General features: G+C 67.0%; 24 protein-coding genes and 1 tRNA gene. 10 read left to right on the top strand and 15 right to left on the bottom strand.

All coding sequences use genetic code 11. The features are described from left to right. Positions 1 to 8: 8 nt before the first annotated feature. The 3 genes from eda to JWS14_RS12310 all read left to right on the top strand — a co-directional run bounded on the left by eda (position 9) and on the right by JWS14_RS12310 (position 3,520). Positions 9 to 635 carry a bifunctional 4-hydroxy-2-oxoglutarate aldolase/2-dehydro-3-deoxy-phosphogluconate aldolase gene (eda, locus tag JWS14_RS12320; protein ID WP_206013310.1) on the top strand — a complete coding sequence of 209 codons (627 nt, stop codon included), beginning with the start codon at positions 9 to 11 and terminating at the stop codon, positions 633 to 635. 28 nt (positions 636 to 663) lie between these two features. Next, on the top strand, positions 664 to 1,842 hold the full coding sequence (locus tag JWS14_RS12315; protein ID WP_074933891.1) for an ROK family transcriptional regulator: 1,179 nt from the start codon (positions 664 to 666) through the stop codon (positions 1,840 to 1,842). Between the two features lie 226 nt (positions 1,843 to 2,068). Continuing rightward, positions 2,069 to 3,520 (top strand): sugar porter family MFS transporter, encoded by a 1,452-nt coding sequence (locus JWS14_RS12310; RefSeq protein ID WP_072947662.1) that lies wholly within the window; start codon positions 2,069 to 2,071, stop codon positions 3,518 to 3,520. Between the two features lie 36 nt (positions 3,521 to 3,556). Here the strand turns inward: JWS14_RS12310 and JWS14_RS12305 are convergent, their stop codons facing one another. Beyond that, complete coding sequence (locus JWS14_RS12305; RefSeq protein WP_072947664.1) at positions 3,557 to 4,288, bottom strand: FadR/GntR family transcriptional regulator; 732 nt, start codon at positions 4,286 to 4,288, stop codon at positions 3,557 to 3,559. A 167-nt stretch (positions 4,289 to 4,455) separates the two neighbouring features. Here JWS14_RS12305 and JWS14_RS12300 point away from each other — a divergent pair, with 167 nt between their 5' ends. The 3 genes from JWS14_RS12300 (at position 4,456) to JWS14_RS12290 (ending at position 7,567) form a co-directional block, all read left to right on the top strand. After that, entirely contained in the window at positions 4,456 to 5,850 is a 1,395-nt protein-coding gene (locus JWS14_RS12300) for a GntP family permease (RefSeq protein WP_072947666.1), read from the top strand. A 33-nt stretch (positions 5,851 to 5,883) separates the two neighbouring features. Beyond that, on the top strand, positions 5,884 to 6,435 hold the full coding sequence (locus tag JWS14_RS12295) for a gluconokinase (RefSeq protein WP_072947669.1): 552 nt from the start codon (positions 5,884 to 5,886) through the stop codon (positions 6,433 to 6,435). Between the two features lie 160 nt (positions 6,436 to 6,595). After that, the gene (locus tag JWS14_RS12290; protein ID WP_206013308.1) at positions 6,596 to 7,567 is read left to right on the top strand and encodes an alpha/beta hydrolase; all 972 of its coding nucleotides are present in this window, start codon (positions 6,596 to 6,598) and stop codon (positions 7,565 to 7,567) included. A 47-nt stretch (positions 7,568 to 7,614) separates the two neighbouring features. Here JWS14_RS12290 and JWS14_RS12285 read toward each other — a convergent pair whose 3' ends face one another. Next, positions 7,615 to 9,111, bottom strand: a complete 1,497-nt coding sequence (locus JWS14_RS12285; protein ID WP_206013306.1) for an MFS transporter — start codon at positions 9,109 to 9,111, stop codon at positions 7,615 to 7,617. Positions 9,112 to 9,175: 64 nt separating this feature from the next. On the opposite strand from JWS14_RS12285, the gene JWS14_RS12280 reads away from it, so the two are divergent. Next, positions 9,176 to 9,556, top strand: a complete 381-nt coding sequence (locus JWS14_RS12280) for a MarR family winged helix-turn-helix transcriptional regulator (protein ID WP_206013304.1) — start codon at positions 9,176 to 9,178, stop codon at positions 9,554 to 9,556. 4 nt (positions 9,557 to 9,560) lie between these two features. On the opposite strand, the gene JWS14_RS12275 is transcribed toward JWS14_RS12280, so the two are convergent. The 13 genes from JWS14_RS12275 to JWS14_RS12215 form a co-directional block, all read right to left on the bottom strand. Further along, on the bottom strand, positions 9,561 to 10,364 hold the full coding sequence (locus JWS14_RS12275; protein WP_095862386.1) for a transglutaminase-like domain-containing protein: 804 nt from the start codon (positions 10,362 to 10,364) through the stop codon (positions 9,561 to 9,563). Between the two features lie 50 nt (positions 10,365 to 10,414). Next, a complete protein-coding gene (locus JWS14_RS12270) occupies positions 10,415 to 11,254 on the bottom strand; it encodes an alpha/beta hydrolase (protein ID WP_072947680.1) in 840 nt (279 codons plus the stop codon). A 70-nt stretch (positions 11,255 to 11,324) separates the two neighbouring features. After that, complete coding sequence (locus JWS14_RS12265) at positions 11,325 to 12,923, bottom strand: phytoene desaturase family protein (protein WP_072947683.1); 1,599 nt, start codon at positions 12,921 to 12,923, stop codon at positions 11,325 to 11,327. A gap of 40 nt (positions 12,924 to 12,963) precedes the next feature. After that, positions 12,964 to 14,187, bottom strand: a complete 1,224-nt coding sequence (locus JWS14_RS12260; RefSeq protein ID WP_206013302.1) for a cytochrome P450 — start codon at positions 14,185 to 14,187, stop codon at positions 12,964 to 12,966. A 104-nt stretch (positions 14,188 to 14,291) separates the two neighbouring features. Beyond that, positions 14,292 to 14,368: transfer RNA gene (locus tag JWS14_RS12255), tRNA-Met, on the bottom strand. A 61-nt stretch (positions 14,369 to 14,429) separates the two neighbouring features. Further along, positions 14,430 to 15,068, bottom strand: a complete 639-nt coding sequence (locus JWS14_RS12250; protein WP_072947689.1) for an LON peptidase substrate-binding domain-containing protein — start codon at positions 15,066 to 15,068, stop codon at positions 14,430 to 14,432. After that, on the bottom strand, positions 15,068 to 15,541 hold the full coding sequence (locus JWS14_RS12245) for a DUF309 domain-containing protein (protein ID WP_007297214.1): 474 nt from the start codon (positions 15,539 to 15,541) through the stop codon (positions 15,068 to 15,070). Before JWS14_RS12245 ends, JWS14_RS12250 begins: the two co-directional genes overlap by 1 nt. 16 nt (positions 15,542 to 15,557) lie before the next feature. Further along, the gene (locus JWS14_RS12240) at positions 15,558 to 16,325 is read right to left on the bottom strand and encodes an ESX secretion-associated protein EspG (RefSeq protein ID WP_206013301.1); all 768 of its coding nucleotides are present in this window, start codon (positions 16,323 to 16,325) and stop codon (positions 15,558 to 15,560) included. After that, positions 16,322 to 17,524: a hypothetical protein gene (locus JWS14_RS12235; RefSeq protein ID WP_241031325.1), complete on the bottom strand. Its 1,203-nt coding sequence runs from the start codon at positions 17,522 to 17,524 to the stop codon at positions 16,322 to 16,324. Before JWS14_RS12235 ends, JWS14_RS12240 begins: the two co-directional genes overlap by 4 nt. A gap of 141 nt (positions 17,525 to 17,665) precedes the next feature. Then, positions 17,666 to 18,250: a DUF3558 domain-containing protein gene (locus JWS14_RS12230; protein WP_206013297.1), complete on the bottom strand. Its 585-nt coding sequence runs from the start codon at positions 18,248 to 18,250 to the stop codon at positions 17,666 to 17,668. Then, the gene (locus JWS14_RS12225) at positions 18,247 to 18,588 is read right to left on the bottom strand and encodes a hypothetical protein (RefSeq protein WP_338051154.1); all 342 of its coding nucleotides are present in this window, start codon (positions 18,586 to 18,588) and stop codon (positions 18,247 to 18,249) included. Before JWS14_RS12225 ends, JWS14_RS12230 begins: the two co-directional genes overlap by 4 nt. Positions 18,589 to 18,685: 97 nt before the next feature. Beyond that, on the bottom strand, positions 18,686 to 20,029 hold the full coding sequence (locus JWS14_RS12220; protein ID WP_206013293.1) for an HNH endonuclease signature motif containing protein: 1,344 nt from the start codon (positions 20,027 to 20,029) through the stop codon (positions 18,686 to 18,688). Between the two features lie 91 nt (positions 20,030 to 20,120). After that, complete coding sequence (locus JWS14_RS12215) at positions 20,121 to 20,720, bottom strand: TetR/AcrR family transcriptional regulator (protein WP_206013292.1); 600 nt, start codon at positions 20,718 to 20,720, stop codon at positions 20,121 to 20,123. Between the two features lie 140 nt (positions 20,721 to 20,860). Between JWS14_RS12215 and JWS14_RS12210 the strand changes: the two genes are divergently transcribed. From JWS14_RS12210 to JWS14_RS12200, 3 genes are read left to right on the top strand one after another with little or no spacing between them, the layout of a single operon-like run. After that, positions 20,861 to 22,006 (top strand): acyl-CoA dehydrogenase family protein, encoded by a 1,146-nt coding sequence (locus JWS14_RS12210; protein ID WP_206013290.1) that lies wholly within the window; start codon positions 20,861 to 20,863, stop codon positions 22,004 to 22,006. Positions 22,007 to 22,047: 41 nt separating this feature from the next. Beyond that, positions 22,048 to 22,809 (top strand): SDR family NAD(P)-dependent oxidoreductase, encoded by a 762-nt coding sequence (locus JWS14_RS12205; protein WP_095862391.1) that lies wholly within the window; start codon positions 22,048 to 22,050, stop codon positions 22,807 to 22,809. A gap of 44 nt (positions 22,810 to 22,853) precedes the next feature. Continuing rightward, entirely contained in the window at positions 22,854 to 23,549 is a 696-nt protein-coding gene (locus tag JWS14_RS12200) for a TetR/AcrR family transcriptional regulator (RefSeq protein ID WP_005569496.1), read from the top strand. Positions 23,550 to 23,587: the final 38 nt, after the last annotated feature.

The following is a 23,587-nucleotide window of genomic DNA, read 5'->3' as shown; positions in this document are numbered from 1 at the left end:
AGTATTCAGTGACGAACAGCCCCTCCCTCCTCGACCGCGTCCCGGTCATCCCCGTCGTCGTCGTGGACGACCTCGGCGACGCGGTGCCGGTGGCCCGCGCGCTGGTGGCCGGCGGCATCCCGATGATCGAACTGACCCTGCGGACGCCGTGCGCCCTCGATGCCATCAAGGCGATCGCGACCGAGGTGCCGGAGATCTGCGTCGGCGCGGGCACGATCGTGGAACCGGTGCAGGCCGCGCATGCGGCCGACGCGGGAGCGCAGTTCCTCGTCTCGCCGGGCAGCACCGAAACCCTGCTGAAGGCGATGACGGACACCGGACTGCCGCACCTCCCGGGCGCGGCGACCGTCTCCGAGGTGCTCTTCCTGCTCGAGCACGGCTACCGCGAACTCAAGTTCTTCCCCGCCGAGGCGTCGGGCGGCGCGAAGTTCCTCGGCTCGATCCACTCACCCGTTCCGGCCGCGCGGTTCTGTCCCACCGGCGGCATCTCGACGTCGAACGTCGGCGATTACCTGTCGCTGCCCAACGTCGGCTGCGTCGGCGGATCCTGGCTCACGCCCGCCGACGCCGTGAAGCAGCAGGACTGGGACCGGATCAGCGGACTCGCACGTGAGGCGGCGGCACTCGCCCGATAGCGCGTGACGCGGCGCGGTACGGTGAATCGTGCGCGACAGTGACAACGGTGATTCCCAGCGGCCGGGTTCTCAGTCCTCGCTGAAATCCGCCAACCAGCACCGTGTGGTCCGCGCGCTCCAGACGTCGGGTGAGCTCACCCAGGCGGAGATCGCGCGTCGCACCGGATTGGCCCCCGCAACCGTCTCCAACATGGTCAAGGAATTGACCGCGGCCGGGATGGTCGCCGTGCCGGGCGGCGACCACCCCGGCCAGCGCGGCCGGGCGGTGCGGCTGACCCGCCGGATGGGCCTCGCGGTCGGGATCGACTTCGGGCACCGCCATCTCACCGTGGCCGTCGCCGACATGGCACACCAGGTGCTCGCCGAGGAACGCGTCGAACTCGGTGCGGGTCACCGCGCGGAGGACGGCGTGGTGCAGGCGGGCGCCCTTCTCGACGCGGCCCTCGACCGACTCGGCTGCGACCGCACGTCCGTCCTCGCGGTCGGCATGGGTCTGCCCGCACCGCTCGAGACCGACACCGGCGAGGTCGGCGGCCCGTCCATCCTCCCCGGCTGGGTCGGTGTCGACGCGGCCGCCATCGCGTCGGAGTATCTCGGCACCGCCGTGCACGTCGACAACGACGCGAACCTCGGTGTGCTCGCCGAACACATGTGGGGAGCCGGCCGCGGCACCACCGACCTCGCCTACATCAAACTGTCCGACGGCGTGGGTGCCGGCCTCGTCCTCGACGGCCGGCTGTACCGCGGAAGAGGCGGCACCGCAGGCGAAATCGGCCACCTGACCCTCGACGAGTTCGGGCAGGTGTGCCGCTGCGGCAACCGCGGCTGCCTCGAGACTCTCGTCGCCTCGCACGTCGTGATCGGGCTGCTCGCCCCGAGTCGCGGTCCCGATCTGAGCATCGCCGACATCGTCGCGATGGCCGAGCGCGGCGACGCCGCCTGCATCCGGGTGCTCGCCGACACCGGGCGCCACGTCGGCGTCGCGGCAGCGAGCCTGTGCAATCTCGTCAATCCCGAACGACTCGTCATCGGCGGCGAACTCGCACTGGCCGGCGAACTGCTCCTCGGGCCGATGCGTGAGGTCGTCGGCCGCTACGCGGTGCCCAGCGCGGTCCGCTCCCTGGACATCCGCGTCGCCGAACTCGGCCCCCGCGCTCAGGTGCTCGGCGCCGTCGCCCTGGGTCTGCGATCCGCGCTTCCCGCCTGACTGTTCGCCGCTGAATTCCCGCTCCGGTCAGGGCGCGAGCCCTGCGTTCTTCGCGTCCCTCGTGTTCATTGGTGAATATAAATCGGACAAACACGCCTTCCTATGTTCATGTCTTGACGATTCGTGGTTTCGTTGCCTACTGTGTTCCACACCACAACGACTGCGCACTCTGCGCAGGCCTCGGCCCGATCCGAGTCTCGATCACCCCTTGCTCACGAGGAGTCCCATGACTGAAAACGTCCTGTTGCCCGGCGCGGAATCGCCCGGCGACACCGCAGAGGGCACTTCGGTTCCCGTCCGGTTCGCGGTCGTCGCCGCACTCGGCGGCCTGCTGTTCGGCTACGACAGCGCAGTGATCAACGGCGCCGTGTCGGCGATCGAGGGCAAGTTCCAGGTCGAGTCCGCTCTCCTCGGCTTCGCGATCGCCTCGGCGCTGCTCGGTGCCGCGGCGGGAGCGATGCTGGCCGGGCGGATCGCCGACCGGTACGGACGCCTCGTCACGATGCGGGCCGCCGCGGTGATGTTCCTGCTGAGCGCCATCGGCACCGGATTCGCGGCCAACGTCGAGATGCTGGTGACGTTCAGGATCGTCGGCGGCATCGGTGTGGGTCTGGCCTCGGTCATCGCACCCGCCTACATCGCTGAGATCTCGCCCGCCCGGGTGCGTGGACGTCTCGGGTCGCTGCAGCAACTCGCGATCGTCACCGGCATCTTCGTCTCGCTCCTGGTCGACTACGCCCTCGCCGCGCTCGCCGGCGGGTCGCAGGAAGAACTGTGGTTCGGGCTCGAGGCGTGGCGGTGGATGTTCCTCGCGATGTGTGTGCCCGCGCTGGCCTACGGTCTGCTGTCACTGACGATTCCCGAATCCCCCCGCTACCTGATCGCTCAGGGGCGCATCGCCGAGGCCCGCGGCATCCTCGCGGTCCTGCTCGGCGAGAAGGGCCTCGACCTCAAGATCGAGAGCATCCGTTCGACGCTGGCCCGCGAGACGCAGCCGTCGATCCGCGACCTGAAGGGCTCCGCGTTCGGCCTGATGCCGATCGTGTGGATCGGTATCGGACTCTCCGTCTTCCAGCAGTTCGTCGGTATCAACGTGATCTTCTACTACTCGAGCGTCCTGTGGCAGGCCGTCGGCTTCGACGAGGGCAGTTCCCTGAAGATCACGGTCATCACGTCGGTGGTCAACATCGCCACCACACTCATCGCCATCGCCTACATCGACCGGGTGGGCCGCCGGCCGCTGCTCATCATCGGCTCCGCCGGCATGGCCGTCACGCTCGCGACCATGGCGTTCATCTTCGGAACCGCCTCCACCACGGTCGTGAACGGTGTCACGACGCCGCAGTTGACCGGGCTGCAGGGGCCGATCGCGCTCGTCGCCGCCAACCTGTTCGTGGTCGCGTTCGGAATGTCCTGGGGCCCGGTCGTGTGGGTCCTGCTCGGTGAGGCGTTCCCCAACCGCATCCGGGCCGCCGCGCTGTCGCTCGCCGCGGGTGCCCAGTGGGCGGCGAACTGGCTGATCACCGTGACGTTCCCGTCCATGAAGGACTTCTCGCTCGGAATCTCGTACGGCTTCTACGCCGTCTGCGCGGTGCTGTCGCTCGTTTTCGTGCTGCGCTGGGTCAAGGAGACGAAGGGCGTGGAACTCGAAGCCATGCACTCCGATTCGATCGTGTAGGCCTTTCCCGCCACGACGAAGACGCCCGCGAGGATCTCACTCGCGGGTGTCTTCGTCGTCCTTCATCTGCTCGACGGCCGTCGCGGATTCGCTCACGATCGCGCGCATGGCCGCCTCCGCCGCATCCGCGTCGCCCATCTGGATGGACGACGCCACCACGCCGTGCAGGCGGATCGCCTCGGTCTCCGCGACGTGCGGCATCAGCGAGTGCCGGGTGCGGCCCTCGAGCACCTCCACGACGATCTGCGACATCGCACGCAGCAGGGGATTGCCCGACGCGGTCAGCAGTGTGCGGTGAAAGTCGGAATCGTGGGCCAGGTACGCATCCGTGTCCGCCGCGCGGGACGTCGACGACATTCCGATGACGGCCGCCGTCAGCGCCCCGCACTGCTCCGGCGTCGCCCGGGTCGCCGCGAGACGCGCGGCGAGCGGTTCGATACCCGACCGCAGTTCGCTCAGGCTCGACAGCTGGTCGAACCGCTGCGGTCCGGCGAGTTTCCAGCGGATCACGCTCGGGTCCAGTGAATTCCAGTGCTCCTCGCTCAGCACGGTGATCCCGACGCGACGGCGGACCGCCAGAAGTCCGAGGGATTCGAGAACCCGAACCACCTCGCGGACGACGGTGCGGGAGACGGAGTACTGGGTGACCACGTCGTCGGCGGAAATGCGGGTGCCGGGTGCCAGGGCTCCGGCCACGATGTCGCCGCCGAGCCGATCGAGCACCGTTTCGTGCAATTGCCGGTACTCGGCGCCCTCTGCGTTGGTCATCCGCCGATGGTCCCACGGTTGCCCCCATTGAACACACGTTGGCGCGCTCTTCAGACTCTAAGTAGTACTTATTCGGATTTCACCTTGAAATCATATGGTTTATAAGGCAGAGTGACCTGAGTCACGAACAACGGCCATTCCAATACCGATCTCCCTGGAGCAACAGAATGAGTACCGCGTCACTACTCGCAGCGGCCGACAGCGCCGGCACCGACGCGCAGCTGATCACGGCCGCCGTCGTCGGCGTCGCCGCCATCATCGCGCTGATCACCTGGCTCAAACTCCACCCGTTCCTCGCACTGTCGATCGGCGCCGTCGGTGTCGGCATCGGCGCAGGTCTCGGCGCCACGGACTCGGTGAAATCGTTCGTCGAGGGCTTCGGCGCCACGATGGGGAGTGTCGGAATCCTGATCGGCTTCGGTGCCATGTTCGGCAAGCTGCTCGCCGATTCGGGTGGCGCCGACCGCGTCGTCGACACCCTCGTCGGGCGCGCCGGACCGCGGACGCTGCCCTGGATGATGGCACTGGTCGGCGCGGTGATCGGCCTGCCGATGTTCTTCGAGATCGGCCTCGTGCTGCTGATGCCGGTCATCATTCTCGTCGCGCGCCGTTCGGGGCTGTCGCTGATGCGCATCGCGATTCCCACCCTGGCAGGCCTGTCGGCGATGCACGGTCTCGTTCCGCCCCACCCCGGGCCGCTGGTCGCGGTGGCGGCGCTCAACGCGAACCTCGGACTCACCCTCGCGCTCGGCGTTGTCGTCGCGATTCCCACCGTCATCGTCGCCGGACCGCTGTTCAGCAAGCTGGCGGCCCGCTGGGTGGACGTCCCCGTCCCCGAGCTCTACGTGACCGTCGAAGACCGGGAAGGTGCCGAGGCCGCCGCCGAGCGTCGCCGCCCCAGCTTCGCGGCCACCCTCTCCGCCATCCTGCTCCCGGTCGTCCTGATGCTGGGCAAGGCCATTGCCGACGTCGTCGCCGCCGGCTCGGAGTCGCCCGCGAAGGCACTGCTCGACTTCCTCGGAACGCCGGTCGTGGCCCTCGGGCTCGCGGTGCTCGCCGGAATGCTGCTCCTCGGCCGGGGCGGTGGCATGGATCGCAACGCCATCGCGGCGTCGCTGGAGAGCTCGCTGCCGCCGATCGCCGGAATCCTCCTCATCGTCGGTGCGGGTGGCGGATTCAAGCAGGTCCTGATCGACACCGGCATCGCCGACGTGATCGCCGAAGCGATCAAGGGCAGCGCCCTCCCCGTCCTGTTCCTCGCCTGGCTCGTGGCCGTGCTGATCCGTGTCGCCACCGGATCGGCCACCGTCGCGACCGTCACCGCGTCCGGCATCCTCGCGCCCGTCGCTGCCGAGCTGACGTCCACGCACGTCTCGCTGATGGTGCTGGCGATCGGCTCCGGCTCGCTGTTCCTGTCGCACGTCAACGACGCGGGATTCTGGCTGGTGAAGGAATACCTCGGCGTCACGGTGGTACAGAACCTGAAGACGTGGACGGTGATGGAGTGCATCATCTCCGTCACCGGTCTGGCCGGTGTCCTCGCGCTGAGCGTGTTCATCTAAAGGGGGTCGAGAATGTCGAGTGAGGTTGGTGAGATGCACGTGAGTACGCGCGAACCGGTAGGACGCACGCCGCAGACCGCGGATCCCGTCCTGGTGCTGATGGGCGTGTCCGGGTCCGGGAAGTCGACGGTCGCGGGAATCATCGCCGGCGCGATGGGCTGGGACCTGCAGGAGGGCGACGCGCTGCATCCTCCGGCGAATGTCGCGAAGATGGCGTCGGGGCAGCCGCTGACCGACGAGGACCGCTGGCCGTGGCTCGATCTCGTCGCCGGGTGGATCCGGGACCACACCGACAACGGTCTTCCCGGGGTCATCACCTGCTCCGCGCTCAAGCGCAGCTACCGCGACGTCCTGCGCGGAGACAACGTCGTGTTCGTGCATCTCGCCGGGTCGCGGGCGCAGATCGGCGAACGGCTGACCGCCCGGCTCGACCACTTCATGCCCCCGTCGTTGCTGGACACGCAGATTTCGACGCTCGAGCCGATCGAGCCCGACGAGGACGCCATCGTGGTGGACGTGGGCGGATCGCCGACGCAGGTGGCGACCGAGATCATCGCTCGACTGGAGCAGCGGCTCGGCCGGTGAACTTCCGGTAATCGGACGGAAATTCAGTCGAAGTCGCTCGGTAACGGGCGGCTTCGACTTACCGTGGCGTGTGGTCTCGGGGGATATGGGTGTGTTTCTCCCCGGATCGCCCTAGGGTGTCCAGTTAGCTGGACAAGCGTCCGATACAACGGAGGGCAGTATGCGAACGCGTGAATCGATCGTGTGGCACTGGGATGTCAGTCGGCGGGCGCGCATGACGTTCTGGTTCGCCAGGGCTTTCGTCAAACCGCTGTTCACGATATGGCCGACGACGGACCGCGGCATCGAACTACTCGCGGCTCTCGACGAACTCATCGACCGGCTACCCAAGCCGAAGGGGCTCGACATCGAGGCGATCTCGCTCGGCGGGGTGCCGTGCGAGAAGATCACCCACCCGCGACCCACCGTCACCTCGATGGACGGCGCCACCATCCTCTACTTCCACGGCGGCGGATTCGTGTTCTGCGGGCTCGCCACCCACCGGGCGCTGTGCGGTCTGCTCGCCGCGCGTTCGGGTGCGCCCGTCGTCTCGGTCGAGTACCGGCAGCTTCCCAAGGGGGCGATCGGGGCGTCGCTGGTGGACGCCATGACCGCATACACCGAGATGCTGAAGGTCTGCGACGACCCCAGCAGGGTGATCGTCGCGGGGGACTCGGCGGGCGGGTACCTCGCGATGAAGGTCGCCGAAGTCGCCGCGTTGCGGGGCATCACCCGGCCGGCGGCCGTCATCGGATACTCGCCGCTGCTCAACCTCGACCTCGAGGATCACGACCCCGATTTCATGAAGCGCGACGCGTACCTGCCGATGTCGCAGGTGGCCAAGCTGAAGGACCGCTGGCTGGCCGGGCCCGACCAGATTCCCGGTGCCCAGTCGCCCGTGAACGCGGATCCCGCACTGTTCCCACCGGTCTTCCTCACCGCCGCCGAGTACGAGATCATGCGGCCCGACGTCGAAATCATCACCGACCGGTTCGATCGAGAGGGACGGCAGATCGAGACCCACATCTGGAGTGGACAGATCCACGCGTTCCCGGTGATCGGCAAGGTGCTGCGGGAAAGCCGCACGATCATCGGGCTCACCGTCGACTTCGCGTCCCGCGCACTCACGGAGCCGAAGCGGCACTCGGCCTGAACGGCAGAACGGGTGGGCCTGTGCCCACCCGTTCCGCCGTCCGCGGACTATGCGGGGTTGAGCACCCTGCGCAGCAGCGGTGACACCGTGATCAGCAGTCCCAGCAGGGCGACACCCGTGACGAGCACGAGGCCGGAGTGGAACTGGTGGAACCCGGCGCCGCTGATGCCGGTGGCGGTGTGCGAGCCTGCGGTGACGAGCGCGGTGGTCAGCGCCAGCACGAGCGCGGCACCGACCTGTGCGGACGTCTGCACGAGCCCCGACGCCAACCCCTGCTCGGAGTCGTCGACACCCGACGTGGCCTGGGCCATGATCGACGTGAAGCCCAGCGCGAAACCGACACCCAGCAGCACCACGCTCGGCAGGATCGCGATCGTGTAGTCGGGCTGATCGCTCCCGGCGAAGAGGAACCACAGGTAGCCGAGGCTCAGCGACGTGAGTGCCGCGATGATCATGCGGGCGGTGCCGAACGCGTCGATCAGACGGCCCACGAACGGCGACCCGAAGGCCACGATGATGCCCGCGGGGAGAAGACCCAGCGCCATCTCCAGCGGCGACCATCCGAGCACCGACTGCAGGAAGATCGTCATCATGAACTGGAAGCTCAGGTAGGAGCCGAACAGCGCGACGATGCTGAGGTTCGCCCGCACGATCGAACCGACCCGCAGAATGCTCAGCCGCACGAGCGGGTGCGCGACCCGGTTCTCCACGACGAAGAACGACGCCAACAGGGCAGCGGCCAGTGCGAACGAGCCCAGCGTGAGCGGATCGGCCCAGCCGCGAGCCGGCGCCGACACGACGGTGTAGACGGCGAGCAGCATGCCCGACACCAGCGTGGCGGCTCCGACGATGTCGTGTCCGCCGGTGTCGGCGGCTCGGTCGCGGGGGATCAGGGCGGCGCCTGCGACCAGGGCGAGCACCGCGAACGGCACCGGCATCAGGAACGTCCAGCGCCACCCGGCGCTGGTCAGCAGCCCGCCCAGGATCAGTCCGGACGAATAGCCGCTGGCTCCGAAGACGGAGAAGATCGACAGCGCCCGGTTACGGGCGGGACCCTCCTTGAACGTGGTGGTGAGGATCGACATCGCGGTCGGCGCGGTGAACGCGGCGGCGAGTCCCTTCACGAAGCGGCTCGTGATGAGCAGCGTGCCGTTGTCGACGAGTCCGCCGACCAGGGACGCGATCGCGAACACGGTCAGCGCGATCAGGAAGACGCGGCGGCGTCCGAGGAGATCGGCGGTGCGTCCGCCCAGCAGCAGCAGACCACCGAATCCGAGGACGTATCCGTTGATGATCCATTGCAGCGAGGTGGTCGACAGCCCGAGTTCGGTTCCGATGGAGGGCAGTGCAACACCCACCATCGAGACGTCGAGACCGTCGAGGAACATCACGAGGCACAGCACGGCCAGGACGCCCCAGAGGCGGGGAGTCCAGGCCTGGTCGGTCGACGGGGCGGTGGTGGCGCCCGGCGAGGTGGCGAGGTCCGGGGTGGCGTCGCTGATAGTCACAGGGAGAATGTAGATGCACGTGCAATCAATGCGCAAGCACTAATTTCGTTTGCATTTAATTCGCTTGCACGTTTTTCGTGCGCGCGCTAGGGTGCGGACCATGAGCTCAGAAGCGGACCTGCGCGGCACGTGGCGGCTGCTCGCGAGCCGATACAACTCGATCGCCTGCGAGTTGGATCGTGAGATGCAACACGCGCACGGCCTGAGCATGAGCGATTTCGAGACACTCGACCGACTGATGGACACCGCCTGCGACCGGCCACGGATGCAGGACCTGGCGGCCGAGATGTACCTCAGCCCCAGTGCGCTGTCCCGGAGCGTTGCCCGGCTGGAGAAGGCGGGCCTGGTCGCCAGAGCGCTGTGCGAGGCGGACCGGCGCGGCGTCTTCGTCGACGTCACCGACGCCGGCCGCGAGGTACACGCCGACGCCAAGAAGATTCAGCTGGGTGTACTCACCGAAAGGCTTTCGGAAGCAACCTGATTCGTCACGTCAACGAGGTGGGTGTCGCATAGTCGTCGGACGGGAACTCGCCGTCGACGACGGCGGTCACCACCGTGTTCTCGAGTGTGATCGCCCCGCCGTGATTGTCCAGGAACGCGGTGTCCGCGGCGTCGCGCCCCGTCGCGATCCGCAGCAGTGCCGAACGCGGGGCCAGCCGGGTGGCGTCGACCACCCGCCACTCGGAATCGACGAACGCCTCGACGACGGCGTGGAAGTCCATCGGATCGCAGCCCGGCGCATACACCGCCGCCAGCCGCGCCGGGATGGTGACGGCCCGCAAGAGCGCGACCGTGAGGTGGGCGAAGTCACGGCACACCCCGGCCCCGGACAGCATCGTGTCGACGGCACTGTCGGTGGATCTGCTCGACCCCGCCTGGTACAGCAGCCGCGACCCCACCCACGTGGTGATGTCCTGCAGCAGTTCCGGGTGCGGCTTCGACAGGTTGAACTCCCCGCCGGTGAAACCGAAGAACTTGTCCGCCTCGGCATATCGGCTCGGGCGCAGATACTTCGACAGGTCGTAGTCGGTGACGGGAGGCGAATCGGCCTTGCCCAGAACCGAAGCCGAGTACTCGACGTGCAGCGAGCCGCGTGGACTGTCCAGCAGGTGGACGCGAGTTCCGTGCTCCGCCACCATCTCTCGTGCCTCGACCGGGTTACCGTCGAGGGTGAACGTCAGCGACTCCGACAAATCCGAACCGGGGGTCCGGGCCACCGCGATCTTGAATTCGAGACTGGTGGGGTCGGTGACCTCGATGTCGAGAGTGGCGGTGACGTGACGTTTCATCAGCCCATCCTGGCATCCCGCGTCCGGGGGTGCAGAACCCCCCGGCGGAGTCAGGCCCGAACGCGTGGCCGCAACCACTCGACGAGATCGTCGAGTACCTCCTCGTTCTCCGGTTCGTTGAACACCTCGTGGAACAGGTTTTCGTAGATCTCCACCGTGAGATCCTCCGAACCGGCGTACTCCGCGATGAGTTCCGTGCCGTGCACGCTCGCGAGCCCGTCGTCCCGCCCGTGCTGGAGCAGCAGGGGAACCTTCAACGACGGCAGGCGCTCCGGCAAATGCTCGGCAGCCAGAATCATTCCGCGCGCAATCCCCGCAGGCACCTTCCCGTGGTGGACGAGGGGATCCTCCTCGTAGGCCGCCACGACCGCCGGATCGCGGGACACCAGCTTCGCGTCGAGTGATTCGACGGGCACGCCGGGGAGGAAGCGGCCCACCAGCTTGCCGATCTCGACCACCACGCGCGGTGTCCCGCTCGTCACGTCGACCGCGGGTCCGGACAGCATGAGTGCCTTCAGGTCCTGCTGGTGGTCGAGGGCGTACGTCAGTGCGATGGAACCGCCCATACTGTGCCCGAGGAGGAACCGGTCGGTGCCCGGCCAGTCCGTCGACGCGATGCCGAACAGCTGGTGCAGGTCGTCGGTGAATTCGCGCCAGTCCTTCAGATGGACCCGTTTGCCGCCCGACCGCCCGTGTCCGCGGTGGTCGGGCGCGTAGATCGCCAGATCGAGTTCGCCGAGTCGCTCGATCACGTGGTCGTAGCGCCGGGCGTGTTCGCCGAAGCCGTGGCACAGCACCAGCACGCCGCGCGGGCGCCGCTCGGGAAGCCACACGTCGTAGACGATGGGAATTCCGCCGACGCCGGCGAAGGACGATTCTCGATGCTGCATGATGCCCCTTCGTGGTCCGAATTCGACGACTCAGATCATTGCACGGTGAGGTACCCCGACAAGCGGAAAATTAGGGGATCGGTCCCTTCGACAACAGGTCGATCACGGCTCGGGAGGTGCGTCGCCGCAGCCATCCACGCGGCCCGTCCTCGCCGAGCGCGGCGCGGGCGGCGTTCAAGCCCGACACCCCGTGCACACCGCCGCCCGGGTGCGCCGAGGCGCTGCCCAGGTACAGGCGCTGAACCGGGGTTTCCGAGCGGGAGATGCCCGGCCCGGGCCGGAAGACCAGTTGCTGATGGAGTTGCGCCGTCCCCCCGTTGACGGCGCCGCCCACGAGATTCGCGTCGGCCGCCTCGAGATCCGACGGGCGCTGGACGACGCGCCCGACGACCCGATCCGCGAAACCGGGTGCGTGTGCCTCGAGGACGTCGTCGACCCGCGCCGCCAGCAGGTCGGCAGACGCGTTGTCGATGATGTCGCGCGGTAGATGCGTGTACGCCCAGGCGCTTTCGGTGCCCTCCGGTGACCTGCTGGGATCGGCGGTCGTCATCTGCCCGAACAGCAGGAACGGGCGGGCCGGGACGGTGCCGGTGGTCAGGTCGGCCATCCACCGGACGAGGCCGTTGTCGTCGGCGCCGAGGTGGACGGTCCCCGCACCGCTCAGGCTGGGCGAACGCCACGGAATCTTCTGTGACAAGGCGTAATTGACCTTCAGCACCGGCGTGTCCCACTCGAAATGGTCGAGATCGGCACGCACCCGGGCGGGGACGGCATGGTCCGGCAGCAGCGACCCGTACAGCGCGGGCGCCGAGACGTCGGCGATCACCGCCCGGCGTGCCGTGTAGCGGGCACCCGACGCCGTCCGCACGCCGACGGCGCGACCGGACCGAACCTCGATCCCAGTCACCGCGTCGCCGTAGTGGAAATGCGCGCCCGCGTGCTCGGCCCGGCGTACCATCGCGGCCGACAACTCGCCCGCGCCGCCCACCGGGACGGGGTACCCACCGTCCTGGGCGAGCATCGTCAGGATGTACCCCATGACGCCGCTGCCCGGTGCGTCCGGAGGGGTGTCGGCGTGCATCGCGTTGCCCAGCAACAGCAGTCGTGCCGCCTCGTCGCGGAACAGTTCGTGCGCCATCCGCCGCGCAGGAAGGAGGAGGAATCGCGCCACCCTCAGCGACTCGGCGGTGCCCAGCCGGCGCAGCAGGGCGCTCGGGCCCCGCACGGGAGGGAACGGGCTGAACAGGATGCTCAGCAGCGGTTCCTTGATGTGGTGCCACTGCTCGACCAGCGCCGTCCACGCGACGCCGTCGCCGGGTTGCCTGCGTTCGAGGTCGGCGGCCGTGTCGGCCGGGTCGGGATGAATCACCGGCGCGTCCTCGTCTGCAGCGGAGCGGGCGTGCCCGACCGCGCGGGGCGCGTGACTCCAGCGCAACCCGTGCGACTCGAGGTCCAGCCCGCGCAGCGCGGGGGACACGGTCGACAGGGGATAGAACGCGCTGAACAGGTCCGACGTGAAGCCTGGGACGAGTTCGGCCGACCTCACCGCGCCGCCGGGCGTCGGCTGCGCCTCCACGACCGCGACGTCCCAGCCTGCATCGGCGAGAGTCGCGGCCGCGACGAGCCCGTTGGGACCGGATCCGATGACCACTGCGTCGACGTTGCTCACCCGACCAGGCTGTCAGAAAAGTCAGCGCTCCGCTCGATGCTCAGAGGGACGACGGCGTGAACGTCACCGGCAGATGCTTCAGTCCGTTGATGAAGTTGGAGCGCAGCCGCTGGGCAGGCGCCGTCTGCTCCATGTCGGGCATCCGACGCAGAATCTCACTCAGCATCACCTTCATCTCGGCGCGAGCGAGGTTGGCGCCGAGACAGAAATGGTGACCGCCGCCGCCGAACGCGATGTGCTGCGAGTAGTGGCCGGTGGGACGGTCGATGTCGAACGTGTACGGATCGTCGAACACCGCCTCGTCACGGTTCCCCGACATGTGCCAGATGACCACCCGCTCGCCCTCGGAGATCTCGACGTCGTGCAGCACAGTGTCCCTGGTCGCGGTCCGGCGGAACTGCATGACCGGTGTGGCCCACCGCAACCCCTCCTCGATCAGGGCGTCGAGCTTCGACGGATCCTCGAGCACCTTCCGGCGCTCCTCGGGATGCTCCATCAGCGCCAGCTGGGTGTGCGAGATGGCGTTGCGGGTGGTCTCGTTTCCCGCGACCGCGAGCAGCATGAAGAACATGTTGAAATCGAGTTCGCCGAGCTTCTCGCCGTGGACGTCGGCCTGGATGAGAGCTGTCGCAATGTCGTCGCGCGGGTGCCGCTTGCGGTCCTCGAACATCTCGAGGCTGTAGGCGAACATCTGTCCGGCCGCCGCGCGTTCCTGACCTTCCGCGAGGTGGAATTCGGGATCGGACGAGCCGATCATCTGATTCGTCAGGTCGAAGATGAGCTTGCGGTCCTCCTGGGGCACGCCGAGGAAGTCGGCGATCGCCTGCAGCGGCAGTTCGGACGCGACGTCGACGACGAAGTCGCACTCGCCACGCTCGATCACCGCGTCGACGATGCTCGTGGCGCGCTGCGCGAGAATGTCGTGCAGCTGGCCGATGCGGCGGGGCGTGAAGCCCTTGCTGACAATCTTCCGCAGCGCCGTGTGGTCCGGTGGGTCCATGTTCAGCATCATCAACTGCTGGCCCGCCAGGTCGTCGGGGGCAAGGTCGTCGATGTAGGTGGCGCCCCGCCACGACGAATACGTCTCGGCGTCCCGGTTCACGGTCACGATGTCCGCATGCCGGGTGACGCACCAGAAGGGGTCGCCGCGCTCGTCGAGGTGCCGGTAGACCGGAGCCTCGCGCCGCAACGTGGCGAACATCTCGTGGGGCACGCCCTGCACGAAGGTGTCCGGGTTGTAGAGATCGACGTCGGCGAGCTTCACGGTCCCTCCTGAGGCCTCACGTACGAGAATACGTTCTAGTCCTGGAGGATGTGGGGACAACGAAAACGGCCCCGGAGAATTGAATCTCCGGAGCCGTTTCCACTTGGTAGCGGGGACAGGATTTGAACCTGCGACCTCTGGGTTATGAGCCCAGCGAGCTACCGAGCTGCTCCACCCCGCGTTGCATTGACAACACTACACCCTTCCCGGAGTGCTCTTGACCAACCCCGGGGAGGGCTAGGTCACATCAACCGGAACTGGACCATTTCGATGGCGTTCTCGATCGCCTCGGAAACCTCCCGCAAGCGCTCGTCCGCGCCGGCCGCAGCGAGAATCTGCAGGCGGTCGGCGTCGCCCATCGGAATGTACGTGGCGATCTCGTACAGCCTCGTGCCGAGGGACCCGCGGAACCCGCCGATGACCGGAACGTCGGGCGGGACGTTCCCGGTCTCCGTCGCGAGACGTCGGAGGAGGCCGTACAGGAATTCGAGTCTCTCGATCAGCGACGGGAATTCGTAATCCGCCGTCTGGGTGCCGGAGTTCTCGTCCGGCCACACATCCACCTCGGCGATCGGATACGGGTTGTCCGGCAACCACTTCGACACCTTGATGCGTTCCTCGGTGCGGCAGAACAACTCGTACCGGCCGTCGCCGATCGACGCGTGGGATTCGATCCGCGCGATCGTGCCCACGTCGTGGCGCACGTCGCCGCCACCCACCTCGTTGCCGCGAGCAATGAGCACGACCCCGAATCGCGGACCGTCCGGTGCGTCCAGGCAGTCGCGGACCAGTTCCTGATAGCGGGGTTCGAAGACGTGGAGGGGGAGCTGCTGACCGGGCAACATCGTCGAGCCCAGCGGGAACATGGGGAGCAGAGTCATCAGGGGATTCTCAATCGGGGTACGGGCGTCGCCGGCAACGGGTCGACGCGATCGATCTCGTCCGTCAGGTGTTCCGACCACGTCAGGAGGCCGGCGATGTCGAGGCCGTGTGGCGCCTCCACCTCGTAATGCCGGATCCGGTCGTGGCCCTGGCGCAGCAGCGACCGCGCACCGGTCTTGTTGCCCCGCATCAGGTGGGTGAGACCCACAGCGAGCTGCGCGAGCCCCTGCCACAGTTCCCGCTCGTCCTCGGGTGCGATCTTCCACGTGCCTTCGAGGATTTCGTGGGCGTGGAACGGCATGCCGTGGTCGAGTAGCCGCTGAGCCTCGGTGATCGCCTCGTCGGGCGGTAACCGCAGGTCGTCGGGGATGCGCGGCACACCCTCGGCGTCGTGAGGCAGGGGCCGGCCAAGCTCGTCGCGGGGGCGTGCGTTGAGCGGCTTCCCCGTCCCGTCCCTGTCCCGATCGGTCATGGGACAAGGGTAACGCTCAGCCGCGGGTCGGCGAAGGGTTGGCAAGGGCCGCAGACACGCGTTTCGACAACTCGTCGCGAACCACCCGGACCGTCGCCGACCGCAGGTGAACACGGTCGTCCTGGTGATAGAGGTACCGGCCGTCCTGTTCCACGTCGATCCAGGTCAGTTCACCCAGAACGGGCTCGTCGAGTCCGCTGCGCGCACCACGGATGCAGATGTAACCGATCCCGGTTCGCGGTCGGCCGACGATCCGTCGGAGCAGAGTGCCGTCGGAGGCCCGGGCGTTCTGCAGGACGGACGTCGTGGCGCTTCGGCTCTGGAGGTCGTCGGGGTGCGCGGTCAGCGACGGGGTTCGTCCGGGAGCGCAGTCGGGCAGGTCGTCCAGGAGTCGGGCGGTGAACTCGTCGACGCTCTCCACGCCCGCGTCGCTCTCCACGCCCGCGTCGATCCGGATGTCGCCGCGTCCCGGTTCGTCGCGGAGCTGTTCGGCGACGACGGCGACCCGGCCACGGATGCTGCCCCTCCGCCGGATCCCGGAGTCGAGTTCGGGGGAGGGGGCGAGCACCGTGACGGACACCTGCGGGTTCCGGAGCACCTGGATCGCGGCGACCAGTTTCGGTTCGTCGAGCGCGAACCGCCACTGCTCGAGTTCGCGTTGCTGGATCGCGTACTGGTCTTCCGTCGCCGCGGCGGACCGGTACTTCAGCGGGTACGGCATCCGGTCGAGATCGGTTGCCTCCCAAAGGCACATGAATTGAGCTGACGTCAGCCGCCAGTTCATGCGCCGATCACCGGCGGTGCGACGGGGTCGAGTTTACCGATCAGGTCGTTGCCGTTGTCGACGGTGATGAGGTAGCTCGGCGTCTGATGCTCCGTGTCGCCCTCGCCGTTTCCGCCTGCCCGGCCGGGCGCACCCATCATGCCGGGTGCCATACCCATCCCGGGGCGACTCATGCTCGGTTTCACCGGCGTCGCCGCCGCGGCAGCGGCCGCCGCCCCTGCACCCGCCGCCGCACCACCCGACGGGATCGGGCCACCCGGAACCACACCACCCGAGTTGGACTCGGACTCGCGTTTGTCGTTCTTCCGGCGCGTGCTCGACGCCGAACCCCCGACACCCGATCCGCCGGCGCCGGATGCACCGGACCCCGAACCACCGGCGATCCCGCCATAGCCCGTGCCGCCCGTGCCGTTGCCCGACTGCGAACCTGCACCAGCAGCGTTCTGCGCATTCGCAGCCGCAGTCTGTGCGGCCGAACCGGATCCGGCACCGGCACCGGCGCCCTGATTGGCGGCAGCCTCGGCATTCGCTGCAGACGTGGTCGCGGCATCATCCTCCGCGGAACCCTCGGCCCCAGGGGTCTCACCATTCACAGACGCATCGCCATCGCTCGGCGCGGAGAAGGTACTGCTGTCGGATGTGTTCCAAGAACTGGGGCCGCCCGAGGTAGGCGCAGTGAGATTCGGATCGGTCGAACCGGGCCCGCCGCTGAGTGAATGCGGTGCCGGGAGGACCGGAACGTTGGTACCCACGTCCCGGTAGTTCGGGACATAGATGTTCTGCAGCTTCCGAATGGCCTCTTCCCTCGCCGCATCCCGCGCTGCTTCCTGAGCTTCGGCGGCAGTGGGCGTCAGAGGGAGAAGGCTGAGGGGTTGTTCCGACGTCGGCGCGGGGATGCTGTTCTTCACATCCTGCGCAGCGCTACTGAGAATGTCGAGCTTCACGCCAATCGCCTGCACTCCCGAGGTCAACTGGTCACTCACGCCCGCAAGGGTTTCTGTTGCCGCGAGCGCCGCGTCGGCGGCGGCGCCCTCCCACTTTTCGGCAATCGTGTTCTTCAGAAGTGCGAACCCGAAGCCAATGGGCAGCGAGCCGACGATCGCGTGGCAAGCCTGAGCAAGATCCCCGATGACACTCGGATCCAAATCCTGCGTCTTCGCATAGATCTCCGAATGCTGCCAGCCTTCGAAGCTCTCCATCGTCGTGATGTACGGCGGATCGATGTCCTCTGACCCGAGTTGCTGCGCGGACCTCTGCAACCGTGTGCGGTGCTGATCGCCGGCGCCATTCGGCAGTACTGCATCGAAAAGGGGAGCGAGCGGGTCCTTCGGTGCCATCGGTCAGTCCCCCTTCGGGATGAACGGCTCAAAGGTGCGGGCTGTCTCTTCCAGTCCCGCACACCATTCGGCCTCCGGTGCATCAACCCCGTGACCCTGGAAAACGCTCCGGTCAAGAATAAGCACCCCATAAGGGGTTTCGATCGACAGTGCGCACGCGTTTGGTTTGTTGGTTTCCCATTTGAGAAGCGCAGGCCGTCCGTTGATTTCGGTCGGGGTTGAGTATCCCTTGGTTTTCTCCCTCTCCTCGGCGAATGCGATATTTCCCGACAGAATATTCAAGCCGTAGAGGCGCTGCTGTGTGTCGTAACTGCATCCAAGGAAGGTATAAGAATCGGGTGTGAAGTCAGCGTTTGTTTCGCTCGTAGGGTCGTATCCAGCCGCGACGAGAGTGTCATCAGGCAGATCGAGGCAGGGATCGAACGAGACTGGTGGGCGATCAGATTGATCGACGTGGCGCGGTGTACGTGCAGAAGTCGGGGTGGATGCACTGTCGGGACTCGATTGGCCATCCGCAGTCTGCGACCCGCACCCCGCTAGGAACGCGACGGCCAATACCGCCCCCGTACGCACGATGACACGGCTCATCGACTGACTTCCCCCTCCATTGCGCCTAGAGCTCGACTAATCGCGCTATCGGCATCTGCGAATTCTTCGCCACCCGTTATGAACGTGTCGCGCATTACTTCGATAACTTTCCGAAACTGGTCAAGTCGCTCAACTACTGAGCCGGACCCGTTGCCACCATTCAGTTTCTCCTCATAGCGAGATTGCAGCTGAATCGCAGAGTCGAAACTGCCGAAGCCAGTGACGTTGCTTAGTGCTCTGGACTTCTTGAGAGCGTCATCAAGCTGGTCGATCATCGTGTTGCAGATGCCCACGCATCGTTGGATGGCGTCATCTTCCAGACGCAGTGTTTTGCTCATTCCCATCCCCCCAGTGCTCGACAGGACCCCCTCGGCCGCGTGCGGAGATGCTACCGCACGGGTGTGTCATTCGGTCTGGTGCGCAGCGCTGCAATGTTCAGGCTGCGTTGAGGAATTCGATGAGGATGCGTTCGACGGGTGAGTCGGTCTGAAGCTCGTGGAATGGCAATGGTTTCGGTAGTGGTGGTGCTGTCGATCGGTACCGGTGTCCGGTGGGGGTGTAGACCTCGATGTGGTGCAGTCCTCCGGGCCGCTGATGAGGGGTGGCGTTCCATCCTGCGCCTTGTTTGGCGTAGTTGCAGGCTGCGCACAGACCGGCGCCGTTGTGCGCGGTCGTCGGGCCCTCGCTTTCGCGGGGTCGGATGTGGTCGTGGTGCCGGATCGGGGCATCGCACCAGGGTGTCCGGCAGGTTCGATCGCGTAGATCGATGAGCCTCGCCAACCCGGCGGGGAAGCAGCGGGCCCGGGATTCGGTCGCGGTCAGCGCTCCCGACTGTGGGTTGGCGTACAGACGGCGCAGGTTCACCCGCGTCGCATCTCCGGTGTCTGGATCGATCGCTGCCTGGACTGCCTCGGAAATCCAGTGCCCCGCCAGTTCGGCGGGGACAGGCCCGTATCCCTGCACGTGGGCTGGTTCGGATCCGTTGTCGAGGAGGGCGCGATCGGAGATCACCAAGTTCACGGTGATCGGCGGTGTCGTCGCCGTGTGGTGTGTGCCGGTGACTCTGGACACGAGGAGGTCGGCCATGATCTGCGACCGCGTGCGTTCGTCGCCCGCGGCGAGGATCGAGTCGGCGTCACGTGCGAGGGTGGCGTGCACCGCGACCCCCTGCGCGACGGGTAGCAGGGCGCTGACGTAGGCCATGGTGTCCGGTGCGGGACGGGAGGTGACCCGCCGATCCGACACGGCCTTGCGCGCCCGCCGCACCACGGCCTCGGCGTCGACTTCCGCGGCTGCCGCGCGAACTTTCGCGCACACCGCCTGGTCGCCGAGCCCGTCCAACGTTGCCGGGTCGCCGCACAGCAGGTAGTCGATCGCTGTGCGATCTTCTCGGGTCAGGCATGCCGTTTCGCGGACGAGGATTGTCGCTCGCCACTCGCTGAGCAGCCCTCGCTCGAGCAGCGCCAAGGTGCAGGGCATCTCGTGGACGAGAGCGGTCGCCATGCCGAGATGGCGACCGCCGCGAAATGGTGAGTCCCGTCGTGCCAGCGCAACCTGGTTTGCGATGCCGCGCCCGCGCTGCGGCAGCGGCACATTGCGGTCCGCTCGTTCGGCTCGGATGGAGGCGTCGAGGTCTGCGGTCACCCGGGCCTGTACGCCGGCGCATGCGGCCTTCACCTCTTCCAGTGCCCGGAGTACATCGATGCGCGTCGCATCGTCGATATCCCGATCGAGTTTCGGCACCTCGGCCAGAAACGCGATTACCGCCCCTGTATCCACCCCGACCCCCCGCGACTGCCGAATCCCCCGAATCGAACGTATGTTCTATCTTAACCCGACCACGGGACCCCGGCAATACCCAACGCAATACCTACGCTGCCCCGACCAGTCGCATGGCGAGGCCGGCGTAGAGGTCCGCGACGGTCTCCGGCTCGGTGTAGGCGCCTGCGGGAAACCAGCGGCAGATGTCGACGCACAGTGACATGAGGGCGAGGGTGACGCCTTCGCCGTCGGGGACGGTGAATTCGCCGGATGCTGCTCCGGCGTCGACGACGGAGCGGACGATGTGGGTGATGTCGCGGCGCAGTTTGACCACGTCGCGGTAGTGCTCCGGCGTGAGGGCGTTGAGTTCGTACTGGACGACGCGGGCCTGTGCGTGGTGGGTGGCCTGCCAGCTCGCGAACGCGCCGATCAGCGCTTGCAGTCTCGTCGAGGGTGCCTCGTCTGGGAGGTCTGCACTCACGACGACGTCGAGCGCGGCGGTGTGGCCTTCGTAACTGATCGCGAAGAGCAGTTCTTCCTTGGAGCGGTAGTGCGGGTACATCGCGGCCGGGCTCATGTCGAGGCGGGCGGCGATCTCGCGAGTGGTGGTGCCTCCGTATCCGCTGGTAGCGAACGCGTCGACGGCTGCAGCTCGGATGCGGGCGGCAGCCTTGGACGGGCTGATCACCTGACTGGGTGATTCGCTCATGTCTTTCTCCATCCTCGGCTGCGCGGCTGTTGACAATACCGCGTCACCCCATCAGTATAAGCAAGCGCTTAGAAAATAAGCAGACGCTTACATGCTCGAAGCGTGAACCAGTCAAAGCTCGACATCCAGAAGGAGCGGTCATGCGACGCACCCTGTACGGCCCCGATCACGAGGCATTCCGCGAATCGGTCCGGGAGTTCGTGAACCGCAACCTGCTGCCGGTGGCAGACAAGCTCATCGCGCAGCGCTTCATCGACCGCGAGATCTGGCTCGAGGCGGGCCGCAACGGTTTCCTCGGCCTCGAGGTCCCGGAGGCGTACGGCGGAAGCGAGGCCGGCGACTACCGGTTCAACGCAGTCCTCGGGGAGGAACTCGCACGCGCAAGCGCCGCAGTGTCGTCGAGCTTCGGCATTCACGCCGATGTCGTCGCGCCGTATCTCGTGCAGCTCACGACCGAGGAGCAGAAGCAGCGCTGGCTGCCCAAGTTCTGCACCGGTGAACTGCTCACCGCGATCGGCATGACCGAGCCTTCCGGCGGTTCCGACCTCGCCTCGCTCAAGACCACCGCGGTCAAGGACGGCGACGACTGGATCATCAACGGTTCCAAGACGTTCATCACCAACGGCTACAACGCCGACCTGGTGATCGTCGCCGCGCGCACCAGCCCCGAGAAGAAGTCCAAGGGCATCACGCTGTTCGCCGTCGAGACGGGCATGGAGGGCTTCGAGCGCGGACGCAAGCTCGACAAGGTCGGCCAGCACGAGTCCGACACCGCCGAACTGTTCTTCGAGAACGTGCGCGTGCCGTCGACGAACATCATCGGTGAGATCGACCGCGGTTTCATCCACATGATGGAGATGCTGCCGCAGGAGCGTGTCGGCGCCGCCGTCTCGAACATCGCGCACGCCGCGCCGATTCTCGAGGAGACGATCCAGTACGCCAAGGACCGCAAGGCATTCGGGCAGCCCATCGGGTCGCTGCAGTGGAACAAGTTCCTTCTCGCCGACCTCGTCACCCGTGTCGAGGTCACCCAGGCGTACGTCGACAACTGCGTCGCCGCACATGCCGACGGCGAGCTGACGGCAGTGGACGCCGCGAAGGCCAAGTGGTGGACTGCTCAGGTGCAGAACGAGGTCCTCGACCACTGCGTACAGCTGCACGGTGGCTACGGGTTCATGATCGAATACCGTGCCGCGCGTGCGTGGATGGATGCCCGTGTCACCAAGATCTGGGCCGGTTCCAACGAGATTATGAAGGAACTGATCGGCCGCGACCTCGGCCTCTGAGTCCGCACCCCCACAGCCCGACGACAAAGGAGTCGCTTCGTATGTCCGTTCTCGACAAGTTCAGCTTGACCGATCGGGTGGTCGTCGTGACCGGTGCGTCGTCGGGCCTCGGGGTGGCGTTCGCGCAGGCGGCGGCGGAGGCGGGCGCCGACGTGGTGCTGGCTGCGCGCCGTACCGACCGTCTGGAGAAGACCGCGGAACTGGTTCGGGCCGCGGGACGTCAGGCGTTGTGCGTCGCGACGGACATCGTCGACCCGGCGCAGGCGCAGAACATGATCGACGAGGCGATGGAGAAGTTCGGCCGCGTCGACGTTCTCGTCAACAACGCGGGCGTCGGTACTGCCGTCCCCGCGACGAGGGAGACGCCGGAACAGTTCCGGCAGGTCGTCGACATCAATCTGAACGGCTCCTACTGGGCGGCGCAGGCGGCGGGCAGGGTCATGAAGCCGGGCAGCGCGATCGTGAACATCGCGAGCGTGCTGGGCCTCACGACCGCGGGACTTCCGCAGGCCGCGTATGCCGCGAGCAAGGCCGGGGTCATCGGTCTGACCCGCGATCTGGCGCAGCAGTGGGGTGCCCGCAAGGGCATCCGCGTGAATGCGATCGCTCCCGGATTCTTCGAGACGGAGATGACGGACCAGTACCAGGACGGGTACCTCGAATCGATGAAATCGCGTCTGGTTCTCGGTCGCCTCGGTGACCCGGAGGAGCTGGCCGCGACCGTGGTCTGGCTCGCGTCGGACGCCGCGGCGTACGTCACCGGTCAGACGATCGCGGTGGACGGCGGCATCACCATCACCTGAGCGCCGGGTTGGGCGGGGCTGCGGTGCTGGCGTATAAGTAGGAAATGACCACGCGCACCGTCCATGAAGAGTGGGACGACCAGCCCGCCCCGTCGATGGCGGCCACCGATCTGCTGCGGGAGCCTCCGGCGACCCCTCGCGGTGCACGCACGCGCGCGGCGCTGGTGGCGGCCGCGCGGACGGTGTTCGAGCGGTCCGGGTACCTCGACGCCAGGCTCACCGACATCACGAAGGAAGCGAACTGCTCGACGGGGTCGTTCTACACCTACTTCGACAACAAGGAGCAGGTCTTCGCCGCCGTCCTCGAGGTGGCGCAGGAAGACATGATGCACCCGGGCATGAAGCGGGTGCAGGACACCGACGACCCCTACGCGGTGCTGGAGGCGAGCAACCGCGCCTACCTGGAGGCCTACCGGCGCAACGCCAAGCTGATGGGGCTGCTCGAGCAGGTGGCGCACATCGACCCGGCGTTCGCGGACCTGCGGCGTCAGCGGGCCGACGCGTTCATCGCGCGCAACGCGCGGGGGATCGCCGAGCTGCAGGCGCGGGGCATCGCAGACAAGGAACTGGACCCGATGCTGGCGTCGCGTGCGTTGTCGGGGATGGTCAGCAGGCTGGCGTACAACGTGTTCGTGGCCAGCGTGAACGGGACCGACGGCACTCCTGTCGACTTCGACGACGTCGTGTTCACGACGACGCGGATCTGGGCGAACGGACTGAGGTTCCCCGAGCGGAGCTGAGCTCTCGCTGGCGGCGTGAGCGTATGGGACACTTCGGT

This window comes from Rhodococcus koreensis, assembly GCF_017068375.1.
Taxonomy (GTDB): domain Bacteria; phylum Actinomycetota; class Actinomycetes; order Mycobacteriales; family Mycobacteriaceae; genus Rhodococcus_F; species Rhodococcus_F koreensis.
Note: the sequence above shows the minus strand (reverse complement) of the source record. Positions and strands in the feature narration are given on the sequence as shown.